Source organism: Kitasatospora sp. NPDC001095 (genome assembly GCF_053598615.1).
The window spans coordinates 14569-33977 of sequence record NZ_JBSFKQ010000051.1 but is presented as its reverse complement, the minus strand read 5'-3'; the positions used below and the strand labels follow the sequence as shown (position 1 = coordinate 33977).

Annotated in this window: 16 protein-coding genes; 1 reads left to right on the top strand and 15 read right to left on the bottom strand. The window is 72.8% G+C overall.

Annotated features, from left to right (window positions below):
• Positions 1–37: 37 nt before the first annotated feature.
• Entirely contained in the window at positions 38–1387 is a 1350-nt protein-coding gene (locus ACWDBB_RS30050) for a condensation domain-containing protein (RefSeq protein WP_449792561.1), read from the top strand.
• A gap of 117 nt (positions 1388–1504) precedes the next feature.
• Here the strand turns inward: ACWDBB_RS30050 and ACWDBB_RS30045 are convergent, their stop codons facing one another.
• The 15 genes from ACWDBB_RS30045 to ACWDBB_RS29975 all read right to left on the bottom strand — a co-directional run bounded on the left by ACWDBB_RS30045 (position 1505) and on the right by ACWDBB_RS29975 (position 19284).
• A complete protein-coding gene (locus ACWDBB_RS30045) occupies positions 1505–3556 on the bottom strand; it encodes a BTAD domain-containing putative transcriptional regulator (RefSeq protein WP_449792560.1) in 2052 nt (683 codons plus the stop codon).
• A gap of 32 nt (positions 3557–3588) precedes the next feature.
• On the bottom strand, positions 3589–4935 hold the full coding sequence (locus ACWDBB_RS30040; protein WP_449792559.1) for a lysine N(6)-hydroxylase/L-ornithine N(5)-oxygenase family protein: 1347 nt from the start codon (positions 4933–4935) through the stop codon (positions 3589–3591).
• A gap of 74 nt (positions 4936–5009) precedes the next feature.
• Positions 5010–7001, bottom strand: a complete 1992-nt coding sequence (locus tag ACWDBB_RS30035) for an FAD-dependent oxidoreductase (protein WP_449792558.1) — start codon at positions 6999–7001, stop codon at positions 5010–5012.
• 37 nt (positions 7002–7038) lie between these two features.
• Entirely contained in the window at positions 7039–8631 is a 1593-nt protein-coding gene (locus tag ACWDBB_RS30030; protein WP_449792557.1) for a methionine--tRNA ligase, read from the bottom strand.
• Positions 8628–8996 carry a cupin domain-containing protein gene (locus tag ACWDBB_RS30025; protein ID WP_392874953.1) on the bottom strand — a complete coding sequence of 123 codons (369 nt, stop codon included), beginning with the start codon at positions 8994–8996 and terminating at the stop codon, positions 8628–8630. Before ACWDBB_RS30025 ends, ACWDBB_RS30030 begins: the two co-directional genes overlap by 4 nt.
• A 67-nt stretch (positions 8997–9063) precedes the next feature.
• Positions 9064–9930, bottom strand: a complete 867-nt coding sequence (gene ddaH / locus ACWDBB_RS30020) for a dimethylargininase (protein WP_449792556.1) — start codon at positions 9928–9930, stop codon at positions 9064–9066.
• A gap of 146 nt (positions 9931–10076) precedes the next feature.
• Positions 10077–10940, bottom strand: a complete 864-nt coding sequence (locus tag ACWDBB_RS30015; RefSeq protein ID WP_449792555.1) for a hypothetical protein — start codon at positions 10938–10940, stop codon at positions 10077–10079.
• Positions 10941–11058: 118 nt separating this feature from the next.
• The gene (locus ACWDBB_RS30010) at positions 11059–11649 is read right to left on the bottom strand and encodes a cupin (protein ID WP_449792554.1); all 591 of its coding nucleotides are present in this window, start codon (positions 11647–11649) and stop codon (positions 11059–11061) included.
• A 45-nt stretch (positions 11650–11694) separates the two neighbouring features.
• On the bottom strand, positions 11695–13536 hold the full coding sequence (gene asnB / locus ACWDBB_RS30005) for an asparagine synthase (glutamine-hydrolyzing) (protein WP_449792553.1): 1842 nt from the start codon (positions 13534–13536) through the stop codon (positions 11695–11697).
• Positions 13537–13541: 5 nt separating this feature from the next.
• The gene (locus ACWDBB_RS30000; protein ID WP_449792552.1) at positions 13542–14297 is read right to left on the bottom strand and encodes an SDR family oxidoreductase; all 756 of its coding nucleotides are present in this window, start codon (positions 14295–14297) and stop codon (positions 13542–13544) included.
• A 14-nt stretch (positions 14298–14311) separates the two neighbouring features.
• Entirely contained in the window at positions 14312–15010 is a 699-nt protein-coding gene (locus tag ACWDBB_RS29995; protein ID WP_449792551.1) for an SDR family oxidoreductase, read from the bottom strand.
• 55 nt (positions 15011–15065) lie between these two features.
• On the bottom strand, positions 15066–16787 hold the full coding sequence (locus ACWDBB_RS29990) for an HAD hydrolase-like protein (protein ID WP_449792550.1): 1722 nt from the start codon (positions 16785–16787) through the stop codon (positions 15066–15068).
• Between the two features lie 21 nt (positions 16788–16808).
• Positions 16809–17195 carry an L-rhamnose mutarotase gene (locus tag ACWDBB_RS29985; RefSeq protein ID WP_449792549.1) on the bottom strand — a complete coding sequence of 129 codons (387 nt, stop codon included), beginning with the start codon at positions 17193–17195 and terminating at the stop codon, positions 16809–16811.
• Positions 17192–18112, bottom strand: a complete 921-nt coding sequence (locus ACWDBB_RS29980; RefSeq protein ID WP_392917698.1) for a dihydrodipicolinate synthase family protein — start codon at positions 18110–18112, stop codon at positions 17192–17194. The genes ACWDBB_RS29985 and ACWDBB_RS29980 overlap by 4 nt, the downstream gene beginning before the upstream one ends.
• Positions 18113–18201: 89 nt before the next feature.
• A complete protein-coding gene (locus tag ACWDBB_RS29975) occupies positions 18202–19284 on the bottom strand; it encodes an NAD(P)/FAD-dependent oxidoreductase (RefSeq protein ID WP_449792548.1) in 1083 nt (360 codons plus the stop codon).
• Positions 19285–19409: the final 125 nt, after the last annotated feature.

Here is a 19409-nt window from a genome sequence, read left to right as displayed (position 1 = left end):
CGGTCGTACGGGCCGCCCAGTGACCGAGGAGACGAGCGTGACCGCCAGATCCCTGACCATCCCGGCGACGGCCCAGCAGGCAGCCAGGTGGCGCGCCCTGCGGACCGCCAGGGACAGGTCCGTGTACCACGTCACCTGGCGCCTGGGGTGCGCCGGCCGCGTCGACTTCGACGCGCTCGCCGCCGCCTGGCAGGTCGTGACGAACCGTCACGAGAGCCTGCGCTCCCGGTTCGAGGAGCTCGACGGCGAGCTGAAGATGATCACCGAGCCGACCGTGGACGTCGCCGCGCAGCTGATCGAGCCGGACGTGCCGGAGGCCGGCGGGGTCGCGGAGGAGTTCGCGCGCGTCGCCGCGGAACTGCACCTGCGGGAGTTCCACCTGGAAGCGGGCCCCGTGGGCCGGCTGGCCCTGGTCAGGATCGGCGCCCAGCAGGAGATCGTCCTGACGATCCATCACATCGCGGTGGACGGCTGGGGGATGACCGTCCTGTTCGAGGAGCTCTCCGCCGCGTACGTGAGCCTGACCCGGGGAGAGAAGCCGGTCTTCGCCCACGACGCCGTCAGTTTCCACGAGTACGCCGAGAAGCTGCGCGCCGAGGAGGCGAAGGGCCGATGGCGGCGGACCATCGACCACTGGCGCACGGCGCTCGACGGGGTCACCCTCGGCACGGTCGCCCACGACCGTGAGCTCGGCCGGCCCACGGCGGTCGGGGATCCCGGCACGACCGTGCGCTACCGGTTCAGCGAGCGGGCCGACGCGGCGCGTACGGCACTGGCCCAGGAACTAGGCGCCACCCCGTTCGCCGTGATGCTGGCCGCCTGGCAGATCGTCCTGGCGCGGGGCGGAGTACGCGAGTCGACCATCGGCGTCCGCAGCATGAACCGGACCACCCGCAGCGAGTTGGCACTGGTCGGACTCGTCAGCAACGCCTGCCTGGTCCGTGCCACGGTCGACGACGGGGCGTCGATCCGTGAGGTGATCGGGGCGGCGCGGGACGCGACCTGGGACGTGCTGGGCCGCCAGGGCGTGCCGTTCCCGGTCGTGCACGCGAACCTCCCGGAGGAGACCCGGTCCCGTCTGACCAACGTCAAGCTGACCCTCAACTACCTCGGGCCGATCGGTCGCAACCTCAGCCTCGGCGACGTCCGCCTGACCATGCTGGAGACGCCGAACCGCGCCGCCCGCGCCGACATGGTCGTCGGCTACTGGGACGGCGAGGACGGGATCCTCTCCGAGACCGAGTACAACACCGAGGCGTACGAGGAGGAGACGGTACTGCGGATGCTGCGCGACATGGACGAGGTCCTGGTCGCGGCCGGGGAGGACCCGGACCGGCCGGTGGGCGGCGTACGGGTGCGGACCCGGTCCGCGCTCGCCGCGTGGTAGGCCCTTCCCCCGCGACCCGTCCCGGACGGAAGGGGCGTCGACGGAGGAGGCCCGGACGGAAGGGGCCCGGACGGCTGTCACCCCGTCCGGGCCCCTTCCCCGCCGGCCGTGGCCGGCCTAGGACGCCGCGCGTGCCGAGTGGGACCCGTTCGCGCTCGACACGTACCGCGCTCCGCCGAGCGGCTCGGCCTGGGCCCCGGTCCGGTCACGCGGGACCAGGGCCGTGAGCCTCGCCCTCGCCTGGTCCCGCGCGGCGCCGGCGTCGTGGTCGACGACGCGCCGGACGGCCTCGGCGTCCTCGTGGTCCGAGGCCGCGATGTGCTCCGAGGCCGCGATCTCCCGCGCCAGCGCCCGGACGCTCTGCGGAGCCCGGTAGCGGTCGATCGCCAGCGACTCGAGGAGCCCGACGTCGACGAGCCGTTCGGCGACCCGGTGGGCCTCGCCCTCGGCCCTGCCGAGGAGCACGGCCAGCGCCGTGACGGTGACGACGGCCCGGTCGAGGAAGCCCAGTCGGCGCAGCGCCGTCAGCGCCGACGCGTCCGTCCCGCCGGACCGGTGGCTCCCGTCGGCCCCGTCGCTCCCGTCGGCTCCGTCGGCCCCGTCGGTCAGGAGGCGGACGCTCGCCATCAGCGACTCCCGCAGGCTGACGTTGCCGTCGGCCAGGAAGTCGAGCCGCTGGTGCGGCTCGGCCACGTACCGGGCGAAGTCCGCGACCGTCCAGTCGGGCCGGGTCGCGAGCCGGTCCGCGGCGAGCCGCAGCGCGAAGGGCAGGTGGTCGCAGGACTCGACCAGTGAGGCGGCGGCGGAGAGTTCCGCGTCGATGCGCGGCACACCGACGCTCTGCCTGAGCAGGTCGATCGAGGCGGACTCGGTCAGCCCTCCCAGGCGCAGATGTGTGAGGCCGTCCACCCCCGCGATGGGCGACCGGCTGGTGATGAGGAACGTGATGCCGGGCGCCGCCGGGAGCAGCTCCCGGATCTGCGCGGAGTCCCGGACGTTGTCGAGCACGACCAGGGCCCGGCGCCCGGCCGGACCGGCCCCGGTGCGCAGCGCCGCCTCCTCCTCGCTGCCCCGCTCCATCCCGAAGGAGGCCGGCATCAGCTCCATCGCCTGCTCGGGCCGCAGCGCGCGGGCGCCCGCCGTGCCCCGCAGGTCCAGGTGGACCTGCCCGCCGGGGAAGTCGCCCGCCGTGGCGTGCGCGGCCTCGACGGCCAGTGCGCTCTTGCCCGACCCGGCCGGCCCGTGGATCGCGACCGCCGGGCGTCCTTCGGCCAGGAGCCCGACCAGCTCGTCGAGTTCGGCCGTCCGGCCGACGAACGGCACGCGCCGGCGCGGGAGCAGGCGTGGCGCAGCCTCCGCGGCCGCCGCCGGCCCGCCGGGAGCGGCCGCCGTCACCGTCAGCTCGTGGCGGGCGGCCCGGTCGTTGAGGCTCGGATCCTCCTCCAGGATGCGCTGCTGGAGCTCGCGCAGCGGCCGGCTCGGGTCGATGCCCAACTCGTCCGCGAGCAGGTGGTGCAGGTCCCGGTACACCCCCAGAGCCTCGGCCTGCTGCCCGGTCCGGTAGAGCGCCGTCATCAGGTACTCGTGGAGCCGTTCCCGCAACGGGTGCTGGGCGACCAGGAGTTTGAGCTCGGGCAGCACGTCCTCGTGTTCCCCGAGGGCGATCTGGACGCCGAGCTTCGCCTCCATCACCGCCAGCCGGGACTCCTCCAGGCGGGCGGACTCGGCCATGATCGAGGAGGTGAGGGCGACGTCGGCGAGGGGCGCGCCCCGCCAGAGGTCGAGCGCGGCACTGAAGGACCTCAGGGCCTCGACCGGGTTCCCCGTGGCGCGCTGGGTGCGGCCGGCGGCGACCAGCGACTCGTACTCGTGCAGGTCGAGTCCGCCGGCCGGCACGGCCAGTTGGTACCCGGCGGGGCGGGTGAGGAGAACCTTCCCCTCCGGGTCGCCGATGGCGGCGCGCAGCCGCCACACACAGCCGGCGAGCAGGCTGCCCACGTGACTCGACGGCCCGTCGCTCCACAGTTCCGCGTGCAACTGCGGTGCGGGTACCAGATGGTTGGCGTTCAGGAGCAGGACGGCCAGGAGCGCACGCTGCTTGGCGGCCTTGACGGCGACCCAGTTCTCCCCGTCGTGGTGCTCGACCGGCCCCAGGATGCGGAACCTCACAGGTTGTTGACGCATCGTTCGGCTCACGTCCCTCAGGCCGGGACGGTGACCGAGGCGTGGCGGCGGGCGACCAGCGAGGCCCGGATCTCGCCGGCCCGGACGGCGACCATGGACAGCAGGTTCGCGGTGATGCCGTGGGTGTGTTCCGTGCCGCCCTGCAGGTAGAAGCCCGTCTCGACGGTCTCGTCGGTGTCGATCCGGTAGTCGCGGTGGACCAGCGGCCGGCCGCTCTCGTCGCGCCGGCAGCTCCCGGCCAGGGCGCCGAGCAGCACGGTGGGGTCGGGCTCGGTGTAGCCGGTGGCGTACACGACGGCGTCGGCGGTCAGCTGCTCCACGGATCCGTCCGCCAGGTTCCGCACGTGGACGGTCACGGCCTCGGCCCCGTCCTCGACGTGCGTGACCCGGGCGGTGCCCATGATGCGCAGCCGGTTCTCGCCCCGGACCTTCTCCTGGTAGGCGCGTCGGTACAGCTCGTCGATGAGGTCGATGTCGACCACGCCGTAGTTGGTGTTGCGGTGGTAGTCCATGAGCCGGCGGCGCACCGAGGGGTCCGCGCGGTGGTAGAGGTCCACCGCCTCCGGGTCGAAGATGCGGTTGGCGTACGGGCTGTCGTCCGCCGGGCTGTAGCCGTAGCGGGAGAGTACGGCGCAGACCTCGGCCCCCTCGTAGGTGCGGTGGAGGTGGTCGGCGACCTCGGCGGCGCTCTGCCCGGCGCCGATCACGACGAAGCGGCGCGGCGCCGTGGCCGGGAACTCCGCGAGGCGGTGCAGGAACTCGCTGGAGTGCCAGACCCGTGCGGAGCGCGCGACGCCCTCGGGCATGCAGGGGACGAGACCCGTGCCGATCGAGAGGTTGCGGGCCCGGTAGGTGACCCGCTCGGTGCCGTCGACGCCCCGCGCGGTCACCTCGACCTCGCGCACCGGGCCGTGTTCCGTACCGCCGCCGACCGGGGCGACGGCGGTGACCTCCAGGCCGTAGCGCACCATGTGGTCCACGCCGGCGGCGCTCCAGCACAGGTAGTCGTGGAACTCCTCGCGGCTCGGGAAGAGCAGCTTGTGGTTGATGAAGTCCACCAGCCGGCCCTGGTCGTGCAGGTACGACACGAAGCTGAAGCGGCTGCTCGGGTTGCGCATCGTGGCGAGGTCCTTGAGGAAGGACACCTGCATGGTGGCGCCCTCGATGAGCATGCCGCGGTGCCAGCCGAAGGACGGCTGCTTCTCCAGGAAGGCGGCGGTCAGCCGCTGGGCGGGGGCAACGGTCTCGTTGTGTTCCTCGATGGCGATCGCCAGGGCGAGGTTGGCCGGGCCGAAGCCCACGCCCACGATGTCGTGGACGGAGTCCGGCCGGTCGAGTTCGGACAGGGAGCTCAGGAAGGTCATCGTCGAACGTCTCTCGCTCGCGAAGCCCCGGCGAGAGGGCTTCTGGTGTGGGGGGAGGGGAAGGGCGCAGGGGGTCAGCCGAGTGCCGCGAGGGCGTGGGCGGCGGCCGACTCCGCCACCGCGGGAGCGGTCTTGAAGCCGGCGCCGGAGCCGCCGGTGGCGAACACGACGCGGGGCGCGGACGGGTCCGGGCCGACCAGCGGGCGGCCGTCGGCCGTGAACAGGTCGACACCGTGGCGCCCGCCGAGGAACTCGGCCCGCGCGAGTCCGGGCCAGCGCCGTACGGCACCTTCCCGGATGTGCTCGGCCTGGGCGGCGGTGACGGTGTCCGCGCCGCCGGGCGGGACGTCCCACTCGTCCGCCGGGCGGCCCACCAGCCAGCCGCCCGCGCCGAGCCCGGTGTGCTGGGGGCGCGCCCACAGCCCCGTGACGAGGTCCACCACCGTCGGCGTGGCCGGGTTCCCGGGGAGCCGGAAGAAGGCGTAGCGGATGCGCTTGGTGCGCGGCTGCCCGGCGGGCGCGTCCGCCGTCGCCGTGAGGCCGTGTCCGCGGATCCCCGGGGTTCCGGCGCCGGCCGCGAGGACCACGACGCGGGCGCCGACCTCGCCCCGCTCCAGGGTGACGTGGACGTGGTCAGGCCGCTGGTCCAGGTGCAGGACCCGGCCGGGCAGGACGAAGGCCCCGTGCGCGGCGGCGTCCCGGCGGTGCCGCAGGCAGGTGGCGGCCGGGTCGGCGTAGCCGCCGCCCGGTTCCCACACCGCGCCGGCCACGTCCCGGGTACGGAGCCCGGGGAAGCGGTCGTCGAGTTCGCGCGGGGTGAGGAGGGCGGCCTCGATCCCGGCGCCGCCGAGCTCGGCCACGCCCTTCGCGGCCTCGTCCAGGTCCGCCTCGCCGAGCAGGACCAGGGAACCCGTCCGCCGGAAGCCGCTCGGGCCGTGCGGGGCGGCGCCTTCGCGCCAGGCCGGCCGGTGGCTGCGCACGGCGAGTTCGCGCATGGCCGGGTCCGGTTCGTAGGCCCGGACGAGCCCGCCCGAGTACCGGGTCGCCGCCGGGTCCTCGGCGGACGGGGCCGTCATGGCGACGCGCAGGCCCTGGCGGGCCAGGAGGTCGGCGGTGGCGGCGCCGAGGACGCCGGCCCCGACGACCAGCACGTCGTAGGCCTTGCCGTCGTGCCCGGCGCCGTTCCCGGCACCGTGCCGGGCCGCCGTGGGCCGGGTGGGCGGGTCCAGCGGGACCACCTCCCAGCCGGGGCCGCTCGTGCCGGCCGCGCTCGGTTCCGGGTCCCCCTGCGGGGTGAAGCGGCGGTCCGCGTGGGCGCGCACGGCGTCCAGGAGCGCCGTCCCGGTGAGTTCCGGCCGTGCGGTGAGGACGGCGGCGGCGGTGGCGAGGGCCGACTCGACGTAGGCGGCGGCGCCGCCGCGCAGCCGGGCCACGCTCGCCGCGTGGCCCGCGTCCCCGAGGAGCCCGGGGAACTCGTCGACCGCGCAGTCGTCGGTGAAGTACAGCGCCCCCGTGAAGCCCGCCGCCCGCCGGGCACGGGCCTCGCGGGCGGCGCCCACGTGGGTGCCGCAGACGACGAGCGCGTCGGCGCCGCCCGCGTCCACGAGCCGCACACCGTCGGCGGGCAGGCCGCGCAGGAGCTGGGCGAGGACCGCGCCGTAGGTGCTGCCGTCGTCCGCCACCGCGAGGCGGGTGTGCCCCGCCCGGCGGATCGCGGAGCGCAGTTCGACGAGCTGGGCCAGGTCGTCCGGGCACCACCGCAGCGCGGCGCCGGCCGGCCCGTCGAGCAGGCGCGGCGCGGTCGCGAGCGGGAGCAGGAGCGGCACGCCCGCGCAGCGGTAGACCGGGAGGGCGAGCCGGGCACCGGCGCTGTTGAAGTGGCCGACGACCAGGGCGTGGCCGCCGTCGGCGACGATCGTCTCGGCGACCTTGCGGGCGACGATGGCGTCGCCCCGGTCGTCGTGGAACTCCCACCGCACGCCGTCGTGCGCCGCCGCGGCGCCTTCGAGCAGCTCGCCCCAGGCGGCGCGCGGACCGGAGAACGGGCCGACGACCGCGACGCGCACGGTGCCCGTTCCCCGGTCGTCGGCCGTGGTGCCCGCCTCAGCCACCGAACACCGCCGAGTCGGGCACGGCGAGCGGGGTGCCGGCCGGCGGGGCGGCCATCGCCGCCGCGTCCACCCGGCGGCCCGCCGGGACACCGAGGAGTTCCGCCAGGCGGGCCGAGGCCGCGGGCAGGACCGGGGCGGCCCAGGCCGCGAGGCCGACGGCGACCGCGAGCTGGGCGACGACGGCCGAGCGGTGGGCGGCCGCGCCCTGGGGGCGGTCCCGCTCGTGGCTGTGGACGTGCCCGAAGTCCGTCGCCAGCGCGATGGCCTCGTCGAGCAGGGCGACCGCGCGGCGGGTGTCGTAACCCGCCACCCCGTAGGCCTCCCGCAGGTCGTCGGCCAGGCGGGCCAGCCGGCCCCGCAGCCGCTCCCAGGCCGCTCCCTGCGGGCGCTCCTGGGGCACGACGCCGCCGAAGTCCTCGGCCACCGTGGTCAGCAGGCCGTGCAGCCAGCCGTCCCAGGCGTCGGCGAGGTGCTGCCGGCTGCGTTCGAGCGCCGCCGGGGTGAAGTTGGTCTGACGGCCGTTGGGGCGGTCCGAGAGGACGTGGTAGCGCAGGACGTCCGCGCTGGTGCGGGCGAGTTCGTCCCGGGCCCAGACGGCGTGGCCGCGGCTGGTGGAGAACTTCAGCCCCTCCAGTCGGTAGAACTCGTTGACGACGAAGGCGCGGGGCAGCGGCGCGTCCGCGGAGCGGGCCAGGAAGGCGGCCGGGTTCAGCACGGCGTGGAAGTAGCCGTTGTCGAAGCCGAAGAACTGCACGGGGCCGGGGGCCGGGCGGCCGGTGCCGCACTGCTCCCACTCGACGAGGTACCCCGGGGCCATCTCGAACCAGACGTACACCCGCTGGTCCCGGAAGCCCTCGACGGGAACCGGCACGCCCCAGTCGGAGGGGTGGCTCACGGCGATCTCGGGCAGCCCCTCGTGCAGCATCCGCTCGCACAGCGCGCGCAGGTGCGGCGGCATGTCGACGCGCTGCCAGAAGTCCTGGAGCCGTTCGGCGAAGGGGGCGAGCGGGAAGTAGAGCCGCTCGCAGTCGCGCAGTTCGGCGGGGGAGCCGCAGCCGGTGCAGACGGGGTCGCGCAGATCGCCGCAGTCGTTGGGGCGGCCGCACGGCTCGCAGGCGTTGCCGTTGGAGGCGGAGCCGCAGTGCGGGCAGTCCCCCTTGACGTAGGCCTCGTACAGCCAGCGCTCGCAGCCGGTGCAGTACGGCAGCGGGCGGGTGCGCGCGACGATGTGGCCGGCGTCGTGGAGCTCCTTGAAGAAGTCCTGGACGTGGGCCTGGTAGCCGGCGGTGCGGCGCGGGCGGACGACCGTGTCGAAGTCCGCGTGGGCCCGGGACCAGACCTCCTCGATGGAGTCGCCGTAGTGGTCGGCGACCTCCTCGCCCTTGAGGCCGCCGTCCTTCAGCCCGCGCACCGGCACGTAGCTCTGGTGGTCGTCGAGGCCGGTGGTGTAGCGGACGTCCACGCCGTCGGCGGCCAGGAAGCGGCGCAGCACGTCCCCCGCGAGGTAGGGGCCCGCCAGGTGCCCCAGGTGCAGGGGGCCGTTGGGGGTGGGCGGCGTGGCGGTGATCCACTCGGCGGTGCTCATGCGGAGGCCTCCTCGGCCTTGGCCGGCTCGTGCAGCGGCCAGTAGAAGGAGACCCACTGGAGCTCCGCGTCGCCCGTGCTGTGCACCACGTGCTCCTGGTTGCGGGGCAGCACCACCACGTCGCCGGCGCCGCAGGACGTCTCCTCGCCGGCGAGGGTGACCCGGCCGGTTCCGGACACCACGATCATGACCTCGTCCTGGTCGTGGCAGTCCGGTGCGGAGCTGCTGCCGGCCGGCAGGAAGCAGGCCATGGCACCGACCGGCGGCTCCTCCCCGGCGGCACCGGGCCAGGGGATGATCCGCTGGCAGCGCATGCCGAACTCCTCGGCGGCGGAGTTCCGGTCGATGCGGATTTTCGTGATCAACGGTCGGGTCCTCTCACAACGTGCGGGCGGTGATTCGGTGTTCGGGTCTCAGACGCTGGAGAGCACGTCAGCCGCGCAGTTCCAAGGTGCAGCACTTGGCGCCGCCGCCGGCCTTGAGCAGCTCGGGCAGGTCGATGCCGATGGGCTCGAAACCCCTCGTGCGGAGCTCCTCGGCGAGGTGGGTCGCGGCGCTCGGCAGCAGGACGTGCCGGCCGTCGCTGAAGGCGTTCAGCCCGAACACCTCGGCGTCCGCCTCGGTCGCGATGACCGCGTCCGGGAAGAGTTCGCGCAGTACGGCCTGGCTGCCGGCGGAGAACGCCCCGGGGAAGTACATGACCTCCTCGTCGGACAGCACCGCGAGCGCGGTGTCGAGGTGGTAGAAGCGGGGGTCCACCAGGGTGAGCCCGGTGACGGGGACGCCGAAGAACTCCTGCGCCTCGAAGTGCGAGCGGAGGTCGCTGCGGAACCCGGTGCCGGCCAGCAGGCGGCGTCCGGCCAGCAGGTAGTCGCCCTCGCCCTCGTTGATGAACTCCGGCCAGTGGACGTCGGTGTAGCCCTGCTCGCGGAACCACTCCAGGTAGGCGGGGCCCTCCGCGGTGCGCTCCATGTGGCGGAAGCGCGCGCCGAGGACCTTGCCGTCGACCATGGTGGCCCCGTTGGCCGCGAAGACCATGTCGGGCAGTCCGGGGATCGGCTCGATGAGTTCGACGGTGTGGCCGAGGTCCCGGTAGAGGTCGCGCAGCCGCTCCCACTGGACGAGCGCGCTCCCGGCGTCCGACGGCTTCTCGGGGTGCATCCACGGGTTGATGGAGTAGGTGACGTCGAAGTACCGGGGGGCGCACATCAGGATCCGCTTGGGCTTCGCGGTCCGCCGCGGCCGTGGCGCGATCGATCCGGGTCGGTCGGAGGGGGCGATGGAGTCCGAGTACGGCATGGTTGTTTCCCTTTGCGTAGACGAGAACCGGCCCACCGGAGGCCCGCGGGAGGCGCACCGGGTGGTGGGCGCGAGGCAGCGCCGCGGCGGTGCGGTCGGCACCGGCGCGTCTGCGGGGGGGAGGAGGGGGGCGGACGTCGGTCGGATCAGTCGACGACGAACACCCCGGAGCGGTTGAGCTCCTGGAGGAACGCCAGGTCGCGGAGGAGGACGTCCTCGTCCGCGTGCCTGAGCAGGACGATGGCGCCGGCGCCCTCGTCCACGGTGGGCTCGACCGGATCGCCGAGCGCCGGCATGAAGAGGTCCTGGCGGTACGACGGGAGACGGCGCACCTCGTCCAGGCCGGTGAACCCCCTCAGCGTGCCGCGCCGCCGCACCTTGAAGGCGTAGTCGGCCACGAACCCGTCCGGGGTCTCGGCCGTCCGCCCGGCCTGGCCGGCGATGCCGACGAACGCGCAGAGGTCCGGCAGCGGCGCCCCGGCGACCCGGTGCGCGAACTTCACCACCTTGACCTGGTCGTCGCCGAGCACCACCTCGAAGCAGACCGGCCCGTCGCCGTCCGCCGTCGCCGCGGCCAGCGGCTGCAGCCGGTCGCGCAGCAGCTTGACCTCCGGCGCGTCGGGCAGGACGTTCACCACCGAGGTGAGGAGCGAGCGCGGCCCGTCGTCCATGGTGTAGCAGCGCCAGGTGTCGGTGAGGCACAGCTGCCCGTCCACCACGACGCCGTTGGCGAAGTAGGGTGTGCCCGGGACGTGGTCGTGGACGACGGCCCGGCCGCCCTCGCGCCACAGCCCGCCGAGCTCGGCCGCCGGCAGCGGCCGGTCCGGGCCGGTGAAGAACGCGGACCCCGTGTCGGTCGAGAACTCGGGCCGGAGTACCTTGAGGCTGCCCGCGGTGTCCTTCAGATAGCGGTCGAGCGCCTGCGGGTCGCTGAAACAGACCGTCTCGAAGGCGAGTTGCTCATCGACGTTCCGTACGGTCTCGTGCTGGACCACTTTGCTGTTCGTCATGGCGTGAGTAGCTCCACCGATTGTGTGTCGAGAAGGGTGTCCGGCGGGCCCCGGACCGCCCTGCGGGCATGGCGAATCCGGGGCATCCGCCCTTGCAGTACACGTCGGTGACTCCCGGTCACCCCGTCGTCGCGGTGTCCTCGCGTACGACGTCCTCCACGTACGGGAAACCGTTCGCGATCCGGTCCCCGGTGAACTCGCCGTCGAATCCCTCCGACGTGAGGTACAGCCGGATGGCGCGGTAGTCGGGGCGCAGCCCCATGTCGAACCAGTGCCGGGTCCCGGCGGGCAGGGACAGCAGGTTGCCGTCGGTGGCCACCAGGATGTGGACCCTGCCCCGGGCCCGGATGTAGAAGCAGGCTCCGCCGTCGGCGAAGAACCAGATCTCGTCCTCGGAGTGGGTGTGCTCGTTGAAGTACTTGTGGCGCGAGGCGAGGACGTCCTCGACCCACTCCCGGTTCGTCTCGTCGGGGCGGACCGTGATGGTCTCGGCCTTGCGGTGCCGGCCGTCGGAGTCGAACGACGCGATCTCCGGGCGGTAGGCGTCGATCAGTGCCGCGTCCGGGGCGTCCCGGTCGACCCGGCCGGTCTCCCAGTTCTCGAACCGCACGCCCAGCGGGGCCAGGACCTCGGCGATCCGCCGGTCGTCCCGGGTGCGGAGCAGCGTGTGGGCGGCGTCCGTCTCGGGCGTGACATGGAGCAGTGCCATCGGTGTCACCTTCTCTGTTTCCCTGTGGGGCGGACGGGCCCGGGGTCAGGCGAGCTGCAGCGTGGGACGGTGGATGTCGAGCCAGGTCGCCATGTCGAGCCAGCGTTCCAGGCCGGTCCGGAACGCGGGGGACACGTCCTGCGGGCGCCGGCCCAGGACCTCCTTCAGCACCCGCCGGTCGGTCAGTTCCTGGACCGGGTGGCCGCCGTCGGCCAGGACGTCGGAGGCCTGCCGCAGCAGTTCGCCGGTGTACGCCGGGTCCTGCGTCGAGGGGTAGGGGGCCTTCCTGCGCTCGACCACCGACCGGGGCAGCTCGTTCCGGGCGGCGGCCCGCAGCAGGCTCTTCTCCGCGCCGTCGAAGGTCTTCATGGACCACGGCGTGTTGAAGACGTACGACACCAGGCGGTGGTCGCAGAACGGGACGCGGACCTCCAGCCCGGCGGCCATGCTGAGCCGGTCCTTGCGGTCGAGGAGGATGCGCATGTACCGGGTGAGGTGCAGGTGCATCTGCGTCCGCATCCGGGCGTCGAGCCCGGTCTCCCCGGCCAGGCGGGGGGCCCGCGCCACGGCGTCCGCGTAGCCCTGCCGGATGTACCCGGGCAGGTCCAGGGAGGCGCGCAGTTCGGGGGTGAACACGTCGATCCCGGTGTGCGGACTGGTGACGTGGGTGTGGTCCACCCAGGGGAAGTCGTCCGCGCCCTGGGCCGCCGGGTCGTGCATCCACCGGTAGCCGCCGAACACCTCGTCCGCCGACTCCCCCGAGAGGGCCACGGTGGAGCCCTTCCTGATCTCCTGGAAGAGCAGGTAGAGGGAGTTGTCGGCGTCACCGAAACCGGTCGGCAGGTCGCGCGCGCCCACGACCGCGCGGCGCACCTCGGGGTCGGCCATCCGCACCGCGTCGAGGACGACGTTCGTGTGGAGCGTGCCGGAGCGTTCGGCGACCTCGCGGGCGAAGGGGGCGTCCGGCGAGTCCCGGAACCGGTCGGCCGTGAAGCGCTCGCCGTGCCGCGTGAAGTCCACGGAGAAGCTGCGGATCCGCTCGGACGCGCCCAGCTCCCGCTGGGCGAAGGCGGTGATGACACTGGAGTCGAGGCCGCCCGAGAGCAGGGTGCACCGCGGCACGTCGGTCACCAGCTGGCGTCGGATGATGTCCGACAGCAGCTCGTGGACGCGTTCCACCGTGGTGTCCGTGTCGTCCTCGTGGGCAGTGGCCTCGAGCTCCCAGTAGGTGTGCTCGCGCAGCCCGTCCCGGTCCACCGCGACGAGGGTGCCGGGCCGCACCTCGGACATCCCCCGCCACACGGCGTGGCCCGGGGTGCGGATCCAGGAGAACGCCTCGCGCAGGCCCGCCAGGTCGACGGCGCGCGGGACCTCGGGGTGGGCGAGGATCGCCTTGGGTTCGGAGCCGAACAGGACGTCGTCGCCCAGGCGGTACTGGTAGAGCGGCTTGACGCCGAGCCGGTCGCGGACCAGCAGCAGCCGTTCCGTGCGCCCGTCCCAGATCGCGAACGCGTAGATCCCGTTGAGCCGTTCGACGAAGGCGTCACCCCACTCGAGGTAGGAACGCAGCACGACCTCGGTGTCACTGGCGGTGCCGAAGTCGTGGCCGCGCCGGCGCAACTCGTCGCGCAGCTCACGGAAGTTGTAGAGCTCGCCGCTGTAGGTGAGCGCCACCTCCCCGCCGGCCGCGTCGACGACCATGGGCTGCGCCCCGCCCTCGAGGTCGATGACGGCGAGCCTGCGGTGCCCGAGCGCCACCCGGGGGCGCAGCCACACGCCCCCGGCGTCGGGCCCGCGCAGGGCCATCGTGTCGGTCATGGCCTCGACCGTCGCGCGCTCGTCGACGAGGACGCGGACGGGCGAGTACCAGCCGGTTATTCCACACATGTCGGCTATCCCTTGACGGTCTTGGACAGCGGCTCGAAGTTGAAGTTGCGGATGAAGCAGTCCCTGGGCTGGCCCACGGCGAACAGCACGCAGTCGAGCAGCGACTGCGCGGTCAGCGGTGCCCCGGCCCGGCGGTCGGTGGTCTCCCAGTCCGCGCTCAGCGGGTCCACGTTCTCGAAGTCCGGCGGGTACAGCGAGATGACCCGCACGCCCTCCGGGCGCAGCCGCTGGGACAGGATCTCGGCGAAGTTCGACTGGGCTCCCTTTGCGGCGTAGAAGGCCGGGCTGCCCGAGCACGAGTCGGTGCGCGAGGACGCGGCCACCGAGACCATGTTGACGATGTCGGGACGCTCCGAGGCGCGCAGCAGCGGCAGGAAGTGCTTGACCATCAGGACGGTGCCGGCGCCGCCGGACGTGACGGTCGCCATGATCTGCTCGTCGGTGGCGGTGCCGAGGTCGAAGCCCTCCAGCCACATGGCGCCGTTGTTGAGGAGGATGTCCACCCGGTCGGTGAGCGCGCCGACCTGCTCGGCGAACTCCCGGACCGAGGCCGGGTCGGTCAGGTCGCAGGAGAAGGCGTGGACCTTGTCGTGGCCGAGCGCGAGGATCTCGTCGCGGGTCGCCTGCGCCGCCTTCAGGCTGCGGGCGGACAGGTAGACCTCGGCGCCCAGCTGGGCGAACCGGATGGCCAGGGTCCGACCGAAGTCACGGGCGGCTCCGGTGACGACGACGCGGGTGTTGTTCAGGAGTGCGGTGTTCATGCGTGTGGTGTTCCTCAGTTCACGGTGAGGCCGGTCGCGTCGCTGTGCGCCGGCAACCGGTGGAGTAGATAGTCGACGGCCTTCTCGGCCCACTCGTCGGCGCCCGGGTAGGTGTGGTGCTCGTCGGGCAGGCAGGTCGCCAGCATCGCGGTGTCCACGCCGCCGCCCGGGTCGACGGCCACCACCCGGACGCCCGGGCGCAGTTGGGCCGCCTCCTGGGCCACGGCCCGGGTGAAGCCCTCGACCGCGAACTTGCTCGCCGTGTACGCGGCGAGCATGCCCCGGGGGTTGCGCCCCCAGCCCGACGAGACGGTGACGAGGGTGCCGCCGTCCGCGATGCGCGGCAGGAACGCCCGCGTCATCGCGTACACGCCGCCCACGTTCACCCGGATCACGGTGTCGAAGTCCTCCGGAGAGACCTCCCACACCGGGGCCGGCCCGGTGATGGCACCGGCGTTGGCGATAACCAGACCGGGTGCGCCGAGCTCGCGGTGCACCCGCTCGGCCCAGGCGTCGACCCAGTCGGCGTCGGTGACGTCGACCCGTTCGAAGCGGTGGCCGTCACCCAGTTCGGACGCCAGCCCGCTCAGCGCGTCGGCGTCGCGGCCGCACCCGGCCACCGGGTGGCCCAGGACGGCGAAGCGCTGGGCCAGGGCTCGTCCGAGCCCTCTGGTCACCCCTGAGATGACCACCGGCTGCCTGCTGTCCGTCACTGTGTGCCTCCCGTGTGACTCGGTACCTTGTTCTGCCGACGCCCGAACCGTCGGGTCAGTCGTGATGCTCGGTCAGAAGCCTGACCGGAGCGTTCGGGTTCAGTTCGGTGACGATACGGGCCGGGCGCCCGACGCGGTCGCGGAGGGTCCGCTCGGCCGGGAAGAACCCGTAGCGGGTCACGAGTACGAAGTCGATGCCCGTCTCGTCCGCGGCGAGGACGTCCTGGCGCGAGTCACCGACCAGCACCACGTCCCGCGCGTCGACCCCGGCGTGCCGCAGGATCTCCGCGAGACGGCGGGACTTCGGCTCCTCCCCGCCGAGCACGGCGCGGAAGGCGCCGAGCAGTCCGCCCGCGGCGAGCACCTTGTCCGCCTCGCCGCGGGGCGTGCCCGTGGCGACGTAGAGCGGGACGCCCCGGTCGGCCAGGTGCTGGACCGTCTCCGCGGCGCCCGCGCACAGCGGCGCCGCGGGGTAGCGGTGAGCCAGCCGGTCCGCGTACGCGCCCGCGTACCGCTCGTAGAACGCCTCGAAGTCCGGGCCCGCCAGGCCGCGTTCCACGCTCGCCCGGTGGAAGTGGGCGAAGTGCTCCTGCCGGGACCGGCCGAACGTGCGCCGGAACTCGTCCGTGAACTGCTCGACGAGGTCGGCCGGGAAGCCGTCGAACGCGGCGCGGACGCACTCGACCTTCAGCTCGTTGGAGTCGACGAGCACCCCGTCGAGGTCGAACACGACCACCGGGTAGCGCGCCAGGACGTCCGCCAGCCGCTCGCCGGCCGCATGGGCGAGGGCCTCGTCGAGGAGGGCCGCGGAGAATCCCGCGGACGCGGCCCCGGCGAGGAAACCGACGGCCCGCAGCTTCTCCTCCGCACCCAACGAGGCGTCCTCCTCGACGCGTTGGACGTAGGTCGGGTGGATGTCGCGCATGCCGGCGATCGCGTAGAGCCCGCTCGGGCCCCACCGGTACCGGTCCATCAGCGGGTGGAAGTGCCGCACGATGAGCTCCATCAGCGGCTGCAGCCGGTCCGCGTCCTCGCCGAGGACGGCGAGCAGCTGCTCGATGCGCGTGTTGCCGGCGCCGCGGCCCATGCCGTACGCGGTGCCGTCCAGCCACAGGGCGCCCTGCTGCGCCGCGACGACCGTGTTGTGCAGGGCGAAGCCCTGGTTGTCGTGGGCGTGGATGCCGACCGGGGCGTCCTGCCCGGTGCGGAACAACTCGACGAGTTCGACGGTGCGTTCCGGACGCAGGGAACCCAGCGAGTCGGCTATGTATACCGCTTCGAGCGGGCCCATCGCGACCACGGCGTCCAGGCAGACGGCGAGTTCGTCTGCGGTCGCGAGGTCGATCTGCATGAGGTTGATGCAGACACCGTACCCGGCCTCGCGGAGCGAGTGGACCGCGGCCACGGCGCCGGCCGCCTTGTCGTAGCGCACCGCGACCCGCACGAGGTCCACCGGAAGCGAGCCGGGGGCCAGCTTCTCCCTGAGCAGGCCGCCGACCTCCGCCGCGGGCAGACCCACCATGTCGGCGGCGTCCACCATCACGGCGAAGCGCAGCGCGTGGTCCGCGGGAAGGGCCTCGCGCAGATTGGGGGTCAGCCCTTCGGGAAGCTGCCCGTACGGGCCGAACCCGCTCTTGGTGAAACGGACGTAGCCCAGCTCCACCACGTCGATGCCGAGCCCCGGACAGGCGGCCAGGTACTCCTCGACGAGAGCGGTGTCGAAATTCCAGTTGGTGTAGTAACCACCGTCACGCAGCGTGCAGTCGAGAACGGTCAACCCGACGCGGTCCACAGGAGCTCACTTCCCGTCGAGGTCGGGCAGCGTGTTGGTGAAGTCCACGTGGTGAATGCGCTGCATCTCGGCCCAGTTCAGCTTGTTGCCGTGGTTCTCGTGCCGGACGAGGAGGCCGCCGTCGGCGTGCATCATGTCGTCCCACTCCTGCACGGCCGGGTGCAGGTCGTTGGCGCGCAGGAAGTCACGGGTGGGGTCGAAGTGGTCCTCGGCCTCGACGTACATGAACAGCATCAGCGGCTCGATGAAGAAGATCTGGAGCTTGCGGACGCCGATGGTGTCGAGCGCGCCGCCCGGGGCGACGATCTCCGGGATGACGTCACGGTGCAGCGCGATGTACTTCTCGGCGGCGGCGGCGTCCTTGAGACGGATGGTGAAGGCGTGGTTCTTCATCGGGTGAGCTCCTTCGCGAGCGAAAGCAGGTTCTGGTAGGTGTGGTTGACTTCGGTCCACGTCTCGTCGTCGAGCACGTGCCGGCTCGGCCCGCGGACGTGGGTGCTCTTCACGATTCCGCGCTCCTTGAGGAAGCGCTTCGCGATGGACACGTAGTAGTCGGTGCTGTTCATCATGTGGCACATGAGGTAGGAGAGCGGGTGCGCGATCCGCTCCGCCTCCGCGCGCCTGCCCTGCTCGAGCAGGTTCCACAGCGCCACGACGATCTCGGCGATCTCGGTGGCGGGGATCGTGCCCGTCAGGCCGCGCCGGTGGCAGTCGAGCAGCATCATTCCGCCGTCGCCCTCGAAGATGCGGGCCCGGCCTCCGGTCGCGTCGCGCAGCAGGCTGACGCGCGGCGGCGTCGGCTGCGCCTCCGGCTTGAAGAGCACGCGCTCCTCGCCGTACTCCTCCAGCAGCCGCACCTGGGCGGCGATGCTCAGTGGCTGCTTCGCCAGGCTCTTGGCGTGATGGATGATCACGGGGATCTCGACGGACTCGATGACCTCGCTGTAGTACGCGACCATGCCGTCGTCGTCGAGCGGGATCGTCGCCGGGTGCATCACGAGAAGGGCGTCGACGCCGGCCTCCTGGGCGTGGCGCGAGTACTGCACCGCCGCCTGGGGGGTCTCGGCGCCGGTGCTCATGACGGAGACGCCCCGGCCCCGGGCGGCCTTGGCGGAGAGCTCGGCGACCCGCAGCCGCTCCTCGTGGGTCAGCCGCAGCACCTCGGACACCTGGCCCACGACGAAGCCGTTGCAGCCGGCCTGGAACATGAACTCCGTCTGCGAGAGGAAGTCGTCCTCGTCGACCCGTGAGCCGTCTTCCGTGTACGGCATGAGGACGACCGGGAGAACTCCTTTGATGTCCTGGGACATCGACATCCACCTTTCGTGTGGGCATGGCGGAGGAACGGCAGTCGGAATGGACTGTCGTGAACTGCGGGGAGACCGCGGCGGTCCGGTGCTCAGCCGGCCAGGAGTCGGGCTGCTTCTCCGGCGGCCCACGGGGCCAGCTTGAACGCGCCTCCGTTGAAGCCGGTGGCGAGCATCAGGCCGGCCTCCCGCGGAACCCACGCGACGCGGCCCCGCCCGTCCGGGGCGTAGCACTCCGCCGCTCTGAAGCCCCCGAGCGACACGCTCGCCTCGACCCAGCCGAAGCGCCGTCGCCCGGCCTCGACGGCCAGCCGGGACTGCTCGGGGTCGACGGCGGTGCGTTCGATCGCACCGTCGACGCGGTACCCGGTGGGGTGGCCGAGCAGCATCCCGGCGGAGTCGGGATCCGGTCTGCCGTTGACGGAGCAGACGTCGTCCATGTACGCGGGGTGGTCTGCCGGCGCACCGTCGACGCCGCGCAGCTCGACCTGGATGGCCTGCGCCCAGAGGTCGTGCGGGACGCCCCAGGAGTCGAGGAGCCGTGGCGTGTGGGCGCCGGTGGCGAGGACCACCGCGTCCGCGGCCACCACGCCCGTGCTGCCCCGTACCCCGCGAATGCGTCCCCCCACCCGGTTCAGGCCGTCGACCCGGACGCCTTCCAGCAGCCGGCCGCCCTTGCGGACCGCGGACCGGACGAGCGCGCGCGTCACCTGCGTGGCGTCCAGATATCCGGCGTGCGGTTCCCATACCGCGAATTCGGCGGAACTGTTGAGGAGATGGCCGAATTTGCGGTCCAGATCGGCCGAGGAGAGCAACTCGACGGGAAAGGACCGGGCGATGCGGTCCGTCAGGGACCGGGCTTGTTCACGCATGCTCGGGCGCGGTATGTAGAGGAATCCGCTCTCGATGAAATCCGCGTGAATCCCGGTCCGTTCGGCGAAGTTCCGGAAGAAGGAGAGCCCCTGTACCGCGCGCTCCACGAGAACCGGATCGTCATGGTAGCAGCGCACGATCCCGCCGCTCCATGCCGTGGTGCCGAGCCCGGTCCGGTCCTGCTCGACCAGGCACACGCGGCCGCCGCGGTCAGCGAGTTCATGGAAGACGGCCGCACCCACGATGCCGCCGCCGACGACGACGGCGTCCAACACTCCAGACGTACCGGAAAGCAAGGCCATCCCCTTTCCCCCGAAAGGACCAGCTTCTAACCTACGGCCGGGCGGCGCATTCGGCCGCCCGGTTTCTGACTTTCATTCAACTCTTAAGTCAGGTGCACTGGTCGGTGTCTTGACGACCTGACGTC

Bases quoted from the DNA above. Each gene is read 5' to 3' on its own strand.
- ACWDBB_RS30000 (WP_449792552.1), bottom strand. From the start codon at position 14,297: ATGAACACCGCACTCCTGAACAACACCCGCGTCGTCGTCACCGGAGCC.
- ACWDBB_RS29975 (WP_449792548.1), bottom strand. From the start codon at position 19,284: ATGGCCTTGCTTTCCGGTACGTCTGGAGTGTTGGACGCCGTCGTCGTC.
- ACWDBB_RS29980 (WP_392917698.1), bottom strand. From the start codon at position 18,112: ATGTCCCAGGACATCAAAGGAGTTCTCCCGGTCGTCCTCATGCCGTAC.
- ACWDBB_RS30010 (WP_449792554.1), bottom strand. From the start codon at position 11,649: ATGGCACTGCTCCATGTCACGCCCGAGACGGACGCCGCCCACACGCTG.
- ACWDBB_RS30015 (WP_449792555.1), bottom strand. From the start codon at position 10,940: ATGACGAACAGCAAAGTGGTCCAGCACGAGACCGTACGGAACGTCGAT.
- ACWDBB_RS30040 (WP_449792559.1), bottom strand. From the start codon at position 4,935: ATGACCTTCCTGAGCTCCCTGTCCGAACTCGACCGGCCGGACTCCGTC.
- ddaH (WP_449792556.1), bottom strand. From the start codon at position 9,930: ATGCCGTACTCGGACTCCATCGCCCCCTCCGACCGACCCGGATCGATC.
- ACWDBB_RS29985 (WP_449792549.1), bottom strand. From the start codon at position 17,195: ATGAAGAACCACGCCTTCACCATCCGTCTCAAGGACGCCGCCGCCGCC.
- ACWDBB_RS30030 (WP_449792557.1), bottom strand. From the start codon at position 8,631: ATGAGCACCGCCGAGTGGATCACCGCCACGCCGCCCACCCCCAACGGC.
- asnB (WP_449792553.1), bottom strand. From the start codon at position 13,536: ATGTGTGGAATAACCGGCTGGTACTCGCCCGTCCGCGTCCTCGTCGAC.